This is a genomic window from Paraburkholderia sp. 2C (assembly GCF_054589215.1).
In genome coordinates this window covers 616,670-629,317 of the sequence record NZ_BAAILL010000032.1, presented here as the reverse complement: position 1 = coordinate 629,317, position 12,648 = coordinate 616,670, and the positions used below count along the sequence as shown (strand labels likewise).

Below are 12,648 nucleotides of genomic sequence, written 5' to 3'. Positions count from 1 at the left end.
CCGCCATGACTGCCCACATTCCCCAGCCAGCGCTAAGCCGATTCCAGCTTGAACACCGCCACCGCGTTGCGCAGTACGACGGCCTGTTCTTCGAGCGAACGGGCCGCCGCGGTCGATTGTTCGACGAGTGCGGCATTCTGCTGGGTGGTCGAGTCCATCTGCATCACCGCGCGGTTGATGTCCTCGATGCCTGCGCTTTGCTCCTGAGCCGCAGTAAAGATCTCGGTCATGTAGTCGCTGACCATCTTCACGGAAGACACAATGTCGGTCATTGTGCGGCCCGCCTGGTCGGCTAGCGATGAACCTTCTGAAATTTTATCGACGGTGTCGACGATCAGCTGTTTGATTTCCTTCGCCGCGCTGGCGCTGCGCTGAGCCAGACTGCGGACTTCGCTTGCCACAACGGCAAAACCTCGCCCCAGCTCACCTGCTCGTGCAGCCTCGACCGCGGCATTCAAGGCGAGGATGTTGGTCTGGAATGCGATGCTGTCGATCAGGCCGACGATCTCCGCGATCTTCGACGAATGCGCCGAAATGCCCTGCATGGTCCTCACCACGTCGTTCACGACCTGCCCTCCCAGGGCCGCCGTCTCCGATGCGTGCGATGCCTGCCGGTTCGCCTGATCAGCATTGTCCGCATTGCGCTTCACGGTCGAAGTCAACTGCTCCATGCTCGCGGCGGTACGCTCGAGCGAGATTGCCTGCTGTTCGGTGCGTTGCGATAGATCGGCGCTGCCGGTTGCGATTTCCTGCGCGCCGCCGTTGATCGATTCGGTGCTTGCCCGCACGCTTCGCACCGTGTCGGCGAGCGCATCCTGCATGGACTTCAGATCGGCAAGCAGCGCGCCCATCTCGTTGCGGCGCTCGATCACGACCTCAGCGCGAAGGTCGCCCGAAGCGATGCGCTGCAGATGCGTCATCAGCTGCGCGACGGGGCGTGCGACAACTCCGACCAGCATCGCGCGAGCGAGAAGGCCAATGACGAGCGCGAGCGCCGATACGCCGCCTAGCGCCGCAACCATGAATTTGAAGCGCGCCTGTGCATCGGCATAGCGCGATTTCTGCCTGTCGATCACCGCGTTCGCGCGCGCGGTCATTGCAGTCTGATAGGCATTCGCCAGGGCTTGTGTTTTCTTCCCTTGCAAATCTTTGAAGCCGCTGAAATTCATTTCGTTTAACGCATCGAGCGACGGAATCACCGCGTCCTTGATAAAAAGCATGCGTTTCTGTTTCAGCTCCGTCGCCGCTTCCGCCGACTCGCGATTCTGCGATTGAAGCACCAGGTAATTGCCGAACGCGCGGTCGGACTCGGCCAGGTCGTTACGTGCGGCGGCAAGCAACTCCGGCTCGGGATCGCCTACACCATATAAGGCCATGTAACTGTCGAGCGATACGCGTGCATGCTGAAGCAACTCGTCGCTCGACTTCAAACTGACGAGGGCGCTCGTGTCGTTCTCGTACATTTCGCGCAGCGCATCGTTGCTCTGCTTCAGTGCGCCGACGCCGGCCGCGCTTGCCAGCGCCAGAATCGCGAAGAACACTGCGATCACGAGCGTAATGCTCGCTCGAATGCTGATGTGCCGTAACATGTAAGTCTCCCCGTTTGATTTTTTGTTCGACGATGCGGCGTCGCGAGTCACTCGACATTCGCCGGCGCGTACTTCTCCATCGTGAACGCCGGATCATAGCCCGAGGTATTGGCGAACTCCAGATTCGTGCGCGTTACCCAGATATTCGGACACTTGACGCGGTTGCGGGCGAGTGATGCATGTTGATATCAGGCGTGAGCCTCGAATCCGCCGCGATATCGGGCAGCCGGATGCGAGTCGGGCAGCCGTGCGTGGCCGAAGAGCTTCTCGCGATAGGTGCCTTCGCGGTAAGCGGTCTTGTACGCGCCACACTCCTGCAGGATCGGAATCAGCAGATCAACCACGTCGTCGAAACATTCAGGCACCACGGTGCGCGACAGATTGAAGCCGCTCAATCCGGTTTCTTCTGCCCACTCCATCATCAGGTCGGCGATGCTCTCCGCGGAACCGACCCAAGGCGGTTGCCTGCTGCCGAGCACCATCTGTTCGAGCAGCTTGCGGCGCGTCCACTGAGGACCGGCGGAACGCGTCATCGCTTCGACGTTCGACAGGATCGCCTGGCTTTTCCGCGTGTCGATGGGTTCGTCGATGTCGTATCGCGAGAAATCGATGCCCAGCGAGGCGGCTGCATGCGCAAGCGCCGCCTCCGAGCTCACGTAGCGCCGGTAGTCCTCGAGTTTGTCGCGTGCTTCTTTGTCGGTGCGACCGATCACGAGCGACGCACCCATGAAAATGCTCACCTCTTTCGCACTGCGGCCGTACTCGATGGCCTTCTGCCGGATGTCGTCGACAATTTCCCTGACGCCTTCTTTTTTCTGTCCATTCACGAATACGCACTCGGCGTGGGTCGCGGCGAACCGCCTGCCGCGCGTCGAAGATCCGGCCTGATAGAGAACCGGGGTGCGCTGGGGCGAGGGCGCGCAGAGGTGCATCGCATCGACCTTGTATTGCGCACCCTGATGATGAATCGTGCGCACGCGCGACGGCGACGCATACACACGATTTTCGCGGTCGTTCAGCACTGCGTCGTCCGCCCAGCTTCCTTCCCAAAGCTGATAGACGAGCGTCATGTATTCGTCCGCGAGGTCGTAGCGGTCTTTATGCGCCAACTGATGATCAATGCCGATCGCCCGCGCTGCGCTGTCCAGATAACCGGTGACGATGTTCCAGCCGATACGCCCGCCGGTCAGGTGATCCAGCGTCGACATGCGACGCGCGAACAGGAACGGCTGCTCGTAGGTGAGGTTGCACGTGACGCCGAAGCCGAGATGCTTCGTCACGGCGGCCATCGCGGGGACGATCATCAGCGGGTCGTTCGTCGGTACCTGAACCGCGCCGCGAAGAGCGGCATCGGCATTGCCGCCATAAACGTCGTATACGCCGACGACATCCGCCAGAAACAGTCCGTCGAACAATCCGGCTTCGAGCGTTTTCGCGTAGTCCATCCAGTACTGAAGCTCGTTATACCGCTTGGACTGATCTCGGGGATGCGCCCAGAGACCCTGCTGGATGTGACCTACACAGTTCATGTCGAATGCGTTGAGGCGGATTTCTTGCGGCATGGTCCTATCCTGTTCTGGGGTATCGGCGCGGAGCGATCCATCCTTCGGGCTGTAACACCGTTGCTTTGTTTACTATAGTAGACGATCGACTACTATAGAACCGATTTAGATTGAGCTTGTGCTCCCTGCCGGGACGCGCGGCGTCGTTGCACGAGTCCCGCATAGCGCACGTTTATAATGCGTCGCTCCTACCTTGATCCGACCATGGGGGGCCGAGTGACGAGTGACCCGACTGATGCCATCGCCACGCGCATCAAGATTGAACGCGAAGCACGAAAATGGGCGCTTTCTGAACTCGCGGAGCGCTCAGGCGTATCCAAGGCAATGATCAGCAAGATCGAGCGTGGCGAAGCAAGCCCGACTGCCACGGTGCTCGGACGGCTGTCCGGCGCCTTTGGATTGCAGCTTTCAGCCTTGCTGGCGCTGTCGGAACAGGCGGGGCTGAGAGTTAGCCGGACTGCCTCGCAGCCGGTCTGGCAGGATCCGGAAACGGGTTATACGCGGCGTGTGCTCTCGCCGCTCAATGGTTCAGTGCTCGAACTGGTGGAGATCAAGCTGCCTGCGCATGTGAGAATCTCTTATCCGCCTTCTGCGTTTGCGTTTCAGCATCAGCAGATCTGGGTGACGTCGGGAACGCTGGTATTCGAGGAAGGCGAGGTCACGCACACGCTGGATGCGGGAGATTGCTTGCAACTGGGTCCGCCTGCGCAATGTTCATTCGTGAACCCCACCGATGAAACGTGTGTTTATGTGCTCGGCCTGGTTAAGCGATAAGTCTGGAATGGCGCGGTTTATTCCGCGACTTACGCATGGAGGGACGCTGCGATCGCAAGCTGGATGCCCCGGACCCGCCAGTGCGAGCAGCACCAGCCACTTGACTCATGCGCACCGCCAGGTGGCTTTAAAAATCGGTGCGATGGACTTCGTCCAGAACAGCGCGCAGCGCCGCTGCCTTTTTCTTGCCGAACGCGCTCTCGAACCGGTCTTGTGCGATCTGCCAGTGCGCGATCGACTCCTGCAGCTTTTTTAAACCCTTCAATGTCAGCCGCACGATTCTCGCCCGCCTGTTGTTCGGATCGGGCTTTATCGAAACCATTCCATCCCTTTCGAGCGGACGGAGATTATGCGTTAGCGCGCTTCTACACAGAACGAGCTCGTCGGCAAGTTCCCCCATGGTTGGCGAGCTTGCATGCTGGATGGCGACGAGAATCGACACCTGGGTTGCTTTAAGACCGCACGGCGCCAGGTATGCGTCGTAGTGCAATGAAACGTTGCGCATGGCTTTGCGCAACGCTGTGGCATTGCAACGTCCTGTTTGCGACGTCCTCTCCCCTATCAGAGCGTAGTCGATGTCTGTCATGTTGAATACGGGCGAGGAGGCGGTTGAATACTCATGTATCCCTGCATCGTACCTGTATGCGCATACGCCCGATCAGAATTGAATACTCAAAAATTGATGTCGAATTGCGCGCCTGAGATTGTCTTGTGTTTGGCCGACGAACCATTGGCCAGGAGAGGCAACGCAGGTATTGAATTCTCAACGGACCGATGAAGTGGGCGCTTGCGAGGGGATTCGATAGGTGGCTCGTCAGGATCCGCGGGACAAGACGGCCTTCTATGCAGCAATAACGCATCACTACAATCGCGGCGGTGTGCCGTGCTCCAATCGACTCGACGAAGACGCTTCTGTCAATCGAGGAGTCCCGCCCATGCAAACTCAGCTCGCTCGCCCGCTTCCTGTCGCATCCTCACAAGACGGCGCACCGCCGCTACCCTCTGGCGCGCTGCCGCAGGTGGCCAACGTTGCGCGCACAGCGGCACCGCCGGCCGCGCACCGGGCAACGCGGTCCCGACCTGCGTCTGCGCCGGCGCGGGCGTCCCAACCGGTTTCGCGCGTGGTTCGCCACACGTCGGTCAGCGAGTCCGGATCGGGCACAAGGGTCGCGCGCGGCGGCGGTCAGACGAAACTGGACTGCACCGCCTCTCCGTTTCGCGAGTGTCGTGGCGGTGAAGCACTGGCTGCCGGCGCATCGACTTTCCTGCTGTTCGACCAGGCCGACTACCCGACGTTGCCACCCGACACATGGCACGGTGCGTGCGAGGGATGGCTGCGCGAAAGCTTGCGCCGCCTCGATCGGGACTCGACGGCGAACCCGGACCTTGCCGGCGTAGTACGCGGGATGCTCAAAGACGTCAATACACGACGCGGCGATGTGTCGAACGATCTGCTCGCCCGCGTTGACCGCTTTCAGAGCAATGCGGGCACGCTGGGGTTGAGTCGCTACGCCGTTGGGACGCATCTTCAGATCGATCCCGCGAGCACGCGCGATATCGCGCAGCGCACATTGTTCCAGGATCTGTTGCGCCGGCTCGATGTCGGCTCCATTGCGCATATCCGCCTCGGCGCGATCGGGGCATCCGCTGGAGACAACGAACTGGGCGGCCATACCTTGTTACTCCAGCGCTTGCCCGACGAGAACTACGTCATCTTCGATCCGAATAACGGAGCGTTTGTCTATCCGAACCGCAACGCAATGCGAGACTGCCTCACCGACTACATCGACAGTGCGTTCGAAGGGACCGGGCTGCATCTGCGGCCCGATAGTGTCCAGTACTACACGCGCAGGCCGCCTGCCACGATTCCGGCGATGGCGCCGCCCGCCGTGCCGCTGCGCGATCCGATCCCGTCGATTCCGCGCGGGAGATCGGAGACGCGCGACGCGTACCGGAAAAGCGCGGACATCTGGAACGACCTGTCCCAGCAGGCGCTCTCGGCCGCCTCGGCGAGAGCGTTGTCGCCCGTCGTCGGTCGCGGCCTCGCGATGCAGGCGTTGACCGAGGTCGCGCAACGCAGGTCGCCCACCCTCACGCAGGCGACCGAGAACATCCGGCAGCGTCTCAGCGACCGCGTCCATAAACCCTGGTTGCTTCAGGAAATCGATGAACTTCAACGGCAGAATCAGCATGGGCTCGTCGGTGCGTTGCCGAATTACCTGAGGCACGAAGGCGTGATGAACCTGCACTCGGCAGGCGCGCTCGTGGGCGAACTCCAATATGCGTTCGACCACCCGCAGATAGGCGACGACGAACGATTCGGATACCACACCGAATTCGCGGTGCTCGACCTGCGTTTCCGCGATACGCTGTCGGATACCGCAAGCGCCGCGGTGCCCCGGCTGTCGCCGGACGACGGGCACACCGTGATTGTGCAAAGGTTGCGCTCGTCGTCCGACTCGCGGACGAGTCAGTATGAACTCTACGATCCCGACGCCGGTGTATTCCGATACGCGAACTTCGCGGAACTGGCCACCGCGCTGCATGGCATGTACGAAGTGGGCTTTCTGCGGCACAGCGGGATCGACCACGTCGACACGAACTACTACGTCGACTTGTCGAACCCGGTCGCGCTGGCGGGCGCGGACACGTCCAGAGCGCCGCTTGTCTCAACGCGCCTCGCGAATCTCACACTCAGTGGTGTGGAGCACGAAATGCTCGATCGCGGTACCACACCGCATGCCACGCCGCGCCCGACGTTGCCGACGCCGCCTGTCGTCTTCGATCCGCCCGTCCTGCAAGCATACAAAGAATTGAAACGCCAGACCGGCGCCGATCCGGAGGGCGTCCCCGTTGACGGTGTGTTCCGGCCATCCGTTGTGAGCCCGATCGACCTGCAGGAACGTGGCGGCTTCGATACCGGACAGACGCCGCTCCGGGAGGTCAACCTCAGTCTGCACGATCACGATGTCGCGAGCAGCCAGACACTGATCGACAGCGCCGGCTATCTGGGCACGTTCCGGCGCGAGCGGACCGCACTCGACCGATTGCCGGGCGATGGCTACATCTACTACATCGCGCCGACACCGAACATGGTCGATGTCAATGCAACGCTCGGCCGCTTCGCGCATGTCCCGCGGACCGAGGAACTGGCCGCGATGGGTTGGATCGACTTCAGCCAGATCCGCGGGTGGCGCCCCGTGCGGCACGGTGTTCCGGGCCATTACGAGCGCAATTCCGCGTATCGCTGGGACGTGTACGACCGGACCTCGTCCGCGGGCGCTCAACCGCAACTGGCGCGCGTGCCGATCAGCGACTTTACATGGCGGGACGACGCGTTCGCGTCATATGTGTCGGCGGACACGACAGGCGATCGATCGCGAAAATTCAAGGAGAACCCGGATCTCGCTCATGCGTTTTTCTACGACGCGGCGTGGCAGAAGGCGCGCGACGTGCAGGACCAGCAGAACGCCGGAAGGGACTACCGCGGCCCGCTTCGGCTTCAGGCCTACGACAAGTCCGACAGGTCGGTCACACAGATCTATCTCGACGCAAGCGATAACGTCTACGTCAATTCGATGAACTTGCGATCCTCTACGCACGGGGGAACGCGGCATAACTTTGCGGTTGGCGACGACGGCCGTTTTCACGTGGTCGGTGACTACGCGAAGGTGCTGCGCGTCGGCAGCGACGGCAATCTGTATGCCGGTAATGTGCCGGACGACCCGGAGTCGGCCAACGGAGTATTCGACTATGTCGGGCAAACGCTTATCCACCGGGAGGACGGAAAGTATTTGACGACCGGATTGTCCTCGTACACGCCGTTCGTCGACAGTATCGACAGAGGGGAGCGAAGCCACTGGCAGTTGATAAGGCAGGACAGGACGCTGGCTATTCCGCCAGAGGTCAATCGGCACACGTTCACCGACGACTATATCGGCAGCAGGGCGCAGCAATACGCATTCTATCGGGATCCGGATAGCGCTTTGCCGCGCTCGGCGACGCACTTCGTCACTACCGTGCCGCAAGGCGCCGCAAGCAGCGAGTTCCGCGAGTACGTGAAGACGTTCGATGCCGCCGGTATTCGCGACGCGGCGGCGTGGCTCTATGCGAACAATGCGGCATGGCTCTTCAGGGACGGGTTCTATGCCGTGTCGAACACGCCCGGCAAGCTGGACGTATTCACATTGGGCGGAAGCCTCGCGTGGCACTGCGAAGGACTCGATTCGGACTTGAACAATGCCGTGTATACGCACTTCGATGCGCCTGCTTCGACCTACCGGATGCGCGACGATATATGGGGCCTCGTCATCGAGCGCGAGCGGCGCCGCAAACAGCTGAGTTTGAAGTTGAGCGCGTTGGGCCGGCATATGTGAGTCGCGAATCTGCTGCGCCCCTTCGCGCGCGGCTTGACCGTGTCGTGCTGATTGACAGACCATCCGACGCGGCATCCAGACAGTTGGACGCTTCGTCTGGGCGACCTGTCTATTTCTGTCGGTTTCGACGCTCGTATGCCGGTTGGCAAGCGGCTCCGAATCGTGCATGAGTCGAGTTTCGCAGCATCACGGCGCGAACGTCATTGCGGCCGACGCGAAGCACTCGGCAGAGCGGCGACGGGTTAGCGCAGTTGCATGATTCACTCCGATGATTGCCGCCGGTTTTTCTCCCAGGCTTCCCTGGAAGCGTACATGCAGCGCGATCTCGGCTGGCGAATCGAACGGCGAGGGCGCGAGGAGACTAACGGTAGTTGACGAAGTTGATGATGTCGTTGAGGAACCACGGCAGAATCAATTGCGTATCGGGGTAGCTGGTGCCGACGCTGAGCCTCGGTGGCTTCGACGCCGACGCGGCGTTCCCAGGCATCGCCGCGTTGGGAGTGTGCAGCATATAGGCATTTGTGTTGGCTGCGCCTGGCGAGGCGACCTGATTTGCCGCGGGCGGCGGCCATGCGGAGCTGCAGCCGCTGATCAAGACGATGAATACCACTGCAAAACCCGCGGCTGCTGAAGCTAAAGTCTGCAGGCCCTCCGTGAAGTGCCGGTGACGGTGCCCGGTGACCTTCAATTCGCTAGGCTCCGAGCTTGTAAGGGCGGGTCATGACCTCGAGAAAATGCCCGTCGGGGTCGTCGAAATAGAGGCCCCGGCCGCCGTTGTGCAGATAGGTTTCGCCGACACGCTGCTTGCTGGGATCGGCCCAGTACTGAAGCCCTCGATCGCGAATACGCGCGAAGGCGCGGTCGAATGCTTCTTCGCTGACCAGAAACGCGTAATGCTGCATGGAAATCGCGCCGTCGCGCTCGAAGAAGTCGAGCGAGACGCCGTTGTCGAGTTGAACCACCAGCATTGGCCCGAACTCGACTGGATCCGGAAGCGCCAGGATGTCCATCAGGAAGCGTGTCGACTTCCGCTTATCGCTGCACCAGACGATCGTATGATTGAGCTGGACGCCCATGGTGTGACCCTCGCTGAATGTGGCCCGAGTTCCGCCTCTCCATCATTCAACATAGCCGACGCGTGGCGGCATTCAAGTAAACATCCACTCAACCGTCCGTCGAAACCGTAACGGTCTCCCATGCCCGGATTTCGTCTCCCAACGCCGACAACTTGTCTCGCACAAGCCCGAGCGCATCGCTGCCGAGCAACAGATGAACGGGCGGGCAGTCCGCGTCAATCGCCGCGAGCATCGCGAGCGCAGCTTTCTTTGGGTCGCCCAGTTGTCTGCCGCTCTTTTCCTCGCGCGCTTGACGGATAGGGTCGAAGATCGCGTCGTAATCCGGAATCGAGCGGGGCGTTCGTGTCATCGAGCGGCCGGCCCAGTCGGTGCGGAACGAACCCGGTGCGACGGCGGTCACGGCGATACCGAAAGGCTTGACCTCCTTGCCGACCGATTCGGAGATACCGACCAGCGCGAATTTGCTTCCGTGGTAATAAGCGATGCCAGGCAGGGTGATGTGACCGCCCATCGACGCCATATTCAGAATGTGCCCGCGTCGGCGCTCGCGCATAAAGGGCAAGACGGCTTTCATCATGGCGACCGCGCCGAATACGTTCACATCGAATTGCCGGCGCATCTCCGACAAAGGCGATTCTTCCATGACGCCTTCGTGGCCATAGCCGGCGTTGTTGACCAGCACATCGATCGGCCCGACCGTCGCTTCGATATCCGACACGACGCCGTCGATGGCATCGAAGTCGGTCACGTCGAGTACACGCGCAAAAGCAGCGGCCGACAGCGACTCGAAATCGCGCTTTGCCTGCGCACTCCTTACCGTACCGACCACGGTGTGGCCGACCGCGAGCGCTTCTTTCGCGAGCGCGAGGCCAAAGCCGCTGCTGACGCCTGTGATAAGCAGAATTTTGCTGGATGCCATCGAAGTTTCTCCCGAATGTTATTTCGAGAGTGCATACTAGTCTGAGCGTCGAACGTAAATAAGCGAGATTTCGCTAATTTTATTGCACAAAACTATGAGTACCCATCATGAGCACAACGCGCGCGTCCACTGAGCATTGCGCGCCGGCCTTACGCAGTTCGGGCAGCCAGAAGCGCATGGTTGCGCTGCTGCGCGCGTTGGCTCCCGATGAAGGCTACAACCTGACGCCACTGCCGAGCGTGCGCATCCTGCGTTCGAACCGGGCGCTGTCGCGCACGCCGGTTTTGTACGATCCCGGCATTGTGATCGTCTGCCAGGGGCGCAAGCGAGGTTACTTCGGCGACCAGCTCTATCTGTACGACGAGCATCATTACCTTGCCGTTTCCGTGCCTGTGCCGTTCAGTATGGAAACGGACGCAACGCCGGAGCGCCCGCTGCTCGCGCTGTATCTGCACCTCGATTTCGCGCTCGCCGCCGAGCTGGCGGCACAGATCGACCGCGAAGGCGCGGCGGAACGCATGCAAGCGCCTCAAAGCATGATGTCGACGCCGATGGACGACGCGATGCAGGCTTCCGTATTGCGCTTTCTCGAGGCGATGCACCGGCCGCTCGAAGCCGCTGTATTGGGCCCGGACCTGCTGCGAGAACTGTATTTCCGCGTGCTCACGGGTGCTCAGGGGCGCTCGATGCGCGAAGCGTTGGGAATGCGCGGACAGTTCGGCAGGATAGGCAGATCGCTACGGCTGATTCACGCGGGCTACGCGCAATCGCTCGATGTGGCGCAACTCGCCAAGGAAGCCGGCATGAGCATTCCGAGCTTCCACAGTCACTTCAAGGCGGTCACGCAGGTGTCGCCGATGCAGTACGTGAAGTCGACGCGTCTGCATCAGGCCCGACTGTTGATGGTGCGCCAGGACCTGACGGCGGAGGCGGCCTGCAACGCCGTGGGTTACACGAGCGCGTCGCAGTTCAGCAGAGAGTTCAAGCGGCTTTTCGGCTTGACGCCCGCCGCGGAGACGAAGCGCATGCGCGAAAGCTTCGCGATTCCGGAAGCGTTCGCCGATGGGATTTATGTCTCGTCGCATTGAGGCCTCACGCTTTGTTCAAGCGTGTGGCGGATGGCGATGCATGTCGATCGCTGACTCGCGCCGCTTCAACGCAGAGGCGACCACGCTTCGGGCAAGCAGATCGTCGATGTCGCATGCTCTATCTGCTCGGGTCCGCCCTTGGGCGGCCAAAGTCCTTTGGCGTAGTGGTGTCTTCTCAGCGCCATGCGCTCCTCCAGACTCGCAAACCCCCAGATATGCGCGATGCGGGGCGGTCCGTCGAGTGCATACAGGTTGGCCACCAGGTGCGACGTGTAGGCTTTGGCCGGGCCGACGGCGCGCTCCCACGCTGCCATGGTTGGCGCGATTCCTCCCGGTTTTAGCCAATAGCGGCGAATTTCATAGAACTGGCCGAACGTCGAAGGCCCGATTTCGGGCAAAAAGGGAAACCGCGCGTAGCTTTCCATGTTCAATTGGACATGGTCGTTTCTGATATCGAAAGGCCATGTGCTCATTAACGCGCGATCGCGTTCATGCTGCATTTCCTCGGCCGCTTCGAAGCTGCGCAAGACGACAATGCGCGACAGCTCGCCGATCTCCGTTCGCCACGCGCCCAGCAGGCGGCCTGTTGCGTCGGCGTTCGACACCCAGCGATGCGCGCCCGCGGAAACAGCGTCTTGTTCCAGAAGCGGGCACGATAGCGTTGCCAATTCATACAACATGTCAAATCTCCGTTTGTGCGCGGATTCAATGGTAGGTCGACTTTGACGACTGCAGTTTCGTGAGCACGCCGCCTTTGAGACGGAACCATCCTTGCGGGCCTTGCATCACGACTTCATCGTCCTGCCAGAACACACGCTTGATTGTTATGCGCCTGTTCGAACGCTGCACGAGTGGCGGACGGTGGCGAAAGTCGTACAGCACAGGGCCGGAATCGGTCTGCACGAGCATGCGCGTGACAGCGTCATTTGCATTGCCGATGTCGTCGAAATGCGTGAGCGTGTTCGCACCAAAGCGATCGAATGCCTGTTTGTCCAGCATCCCCACGAAATCATGGTCGACGCGCGCGAATTGCAGTTCGCCCGAGGGCGTGACGAGCGGGCCGGGTGCATTGCTTTGCGCATGAGCGAACGTGACGAAGCAGGTGGCGGCGAAGGCGGTAAGGAAAAGTCGTCTCATGTTTTCTCTTGGTTCAGCGGCGGACAGATGGACATGGGGTAATCATTGTCCCGCATTCCGCCCCCTCAAACACGCTTCCGTATCCCTCGGTCGGCCAGCAGCACTAGTTCCGAATAGGTATGTCGCC

The 12,648-nt window shown here is 61.0% G+C and carries 11 protein-coding genes; 3 read left to right on the top strand and 8 right to left on the bottom strand.

The features are described 5' to 3' along the window. Positions 1-32 precede the first annotated feature (32 nt). Both ACYPXD_RS11045 and ACYPXD_RS11040 read right to left on the bottom strand, forming a co-directional pair. Complete coding sequence (locus ACYPXD_RS11045) at positions 33-1,589, bottom strand: methyl-accepting chemotaxis protein (RefSeq protein WP_459710769.1); 1,557 nt, start codon at positions 1,587-1,589, stop codon at positions 33-35. 188 nt (positions 1,590-1,777) lie between these two features. Next, positions 1,778-3,151 (bottom strand): LLM class flavin-dependent oxidoreductase, encoded by a 1,374-nt coding sequence (locus ACYPXD_RS11040; protein WP_459710767.1) that lies wholly within the window; start codon positions 3,149-3,151, stop codon positions 1,778-1,780. 204 nt (positions 3,152-3,355) lie between these two features. Here ACYPXD_RS11040 and ACYPXD_RS11035 point away from each other — a divergent pair, with 204 nt between their 5' ends. After that, the gene (locus ACYPXD_RS11035) at positions 3,356-3,925 is read left to right on the top strand and encodes a helix-turn-helix domain-containing protein (RefSeq protein WP_459711452.1); all 570 of its coding nucleotides are present in this window, start codon (positions 3,356-3,358) and stop codon (positions 3,923-3,925) included. A 127-nt stretch (positions 3,926-4,052) separates the two neighbouring features. Here the strand turns inward: ACYPXD_RS11035 and ACYPXD_RS11030 are convergent, their stop codons facing one another. Beyond that, positions 4,053-4,511, bottom strand: coding sequence for a MarR family winged helix-turn-helix transcriptional regulator (locus ACYPXD_RS11030; RefSeq protein WP_459710765.1), 459 nt, complete (start codon positions 4,509-4,511; stop codon positions 4,053-4,055). 535 nt (positions 4,512-5,046) lie between these two features. Here ACYPXD_RS11030 and ACYPXD_RS11025 point away from each other — a divergent pair. Then, complete coding sequence (locus tag ACYPXD_RS11025; RefSeq protein ID WP_459710763.1) at positions 5,047-8,301, top strand: enterotoxin A family protein; 3,255 nt, start codon at positions 5,047-5,049, stop codon at positions 8,299-8,301. 361 nt (positions 8,302-8,662) lie between these two features. Here ACYPXD_RS11025 and ACYPXD_RS11020 read toward each other — a convergent pair whose 3' ends face one another. The 3 genes from ACYPXD_RS11020 to ACYPXD_RS11010 form a co-directional block, all read right to left on the bottom strand. Continuing rightward, positions 8,663-8,989, bottom strand: coding sequence for a hypothetical protein (locus ACYPXD_RS11020; protein WP_459710761.1), 327 nt, complete (start codon positions 8,987-8,989; stop codon positions 8,663-8,665). 4 nt (positions 8,990-8,993) lie between these two features. Then, positions 8,994-9,377 carry a VOC family protein gene (locus tag ACYPXD_RS11015; protein ID WP_459710759.1) on the bottom strand — a complete coding sequence of 128 codons (384 nt, stop codon included), beginning with the start codon at positions 9,375-9,377 and terminating at the stop codon, positions 8,994-8,996. 88 nt (positions 9,378-9,465) lie between these two features. Continuing rightward, a complete protein-coding gene (locus ACYPXD_RS11010; protein WP_459710757.1) occupies positions 9,466-10,296 on the bottom strand; it encodes an oxidoreductase in 831 nt (276 codons plus the stop codon). Between the two features lie 107 nt (positions 10,297-10,403). On the opposite strand from ACYPXD_RS11010, the gene ACYPXD_RS11005 reads away from it, so the two are divergent. Then, positions 10,404-11,384 (top strand): AraC family transcriptional regulator, encoded by a 981-nt coding sequence (locus ACYPXD_RS11005; protein WP_459710755.1) that lies wholly within the window; start codon positions 10,404-10,406, stop codon positions 11,382-11,384. Between the two features lie 65 nt (positions 11,385-11,449). Here the strand turns inward: ACYPXD_RS11005 and ACYPXD_RS11000 are convergent, their stop codons facing one another. Together ACYPXD_RS11000 and ACYPXD_RS10995 are read right to left on the bottom strand one after the other, a co-directional pair. Further along, positions 11,450-12,052, bottom strand: a complete 603-nt coding sequence (locus ACYPXD_RS11000; RefSeq protein ID WP_459710753.1) for an NIPSNAP family protein — start codon at positions 12,050-12,052, stop codon at positions 11,450-11,452. Between the two features lie 37 nt (positions 12,053-12,089). Beyond that, complete coding sequence (locus ACYPXD_RS10995; protein ID WP_459710751.1) at positions 12,090-12,521, bottom strand: hypothetical protein; 432 nt, start codon at positions 12,519-12,521, stop codon at positions 12,090-12,092. Positions 12,522-12,648: the final 127 nt, after the last annotated feature.

Bases quoted from the DNA above. Each gene is read 5' to 3' on its own strand.
- ACYPXD_RS11045 (WP_459710769.1), bottom strand. From the start codon at position 1,589: ATGTTACGGCACATCAGCATTCGAGCGAGCATTACGCTCGTGATCGCA.
- ACYPXD_RS11040 (WP_459710767.1), bottom strand. From the start codon at position 3,151: ATGCCGCAAGAAATCCGCCTCAACGCATTCGACATGAACTGTGTAGGT.
- ACYPXD_RS11035 (WP_459711452.1), top strand. From the start codon at position 3,356: ATGGGGGGCCGAGTGACGAGTGACCCGACTGATGCCATCGCCACGCGC.
- ACYPXD_RS11030 (WP_459710765.1), bottom strand. From the start codon at position 4,511: ATGACAGACATCGACTACGCTCTGATAGGGGAGAGGACGTCGCAAACA.
- ACYPXD_RS11015 (WP_459710759.1), bottom strand. From the start codon at position 9,377: ATGGGCGTCCAGCTCAATCATACGATCGTCTGGTGCAGCGATAAGCGG.
- ACYPXD_RS11010 (WP_459710757.1), bottom strand. From the start codon at position 10,296: ATGGCATCCAGCAAAATTCTGCTTATCACAGGCGTCAGCAGCGGCTTT.
- ACYPXD_RS11005 (WP_459710755.1), top strand. From the start codon at position 10,404: ATGAGCACAACGCGCGCGTCCACTGAGCATTGCGCGCCGGCCTTACGC.
- ACYPXD_RS10995 (WP_459710751.1), bottom strand. From the start codon at position 12,521: ATGAGACGACTTTTCCTTACCGCCTTCGCCGCCACCTGCTTCGTCACG.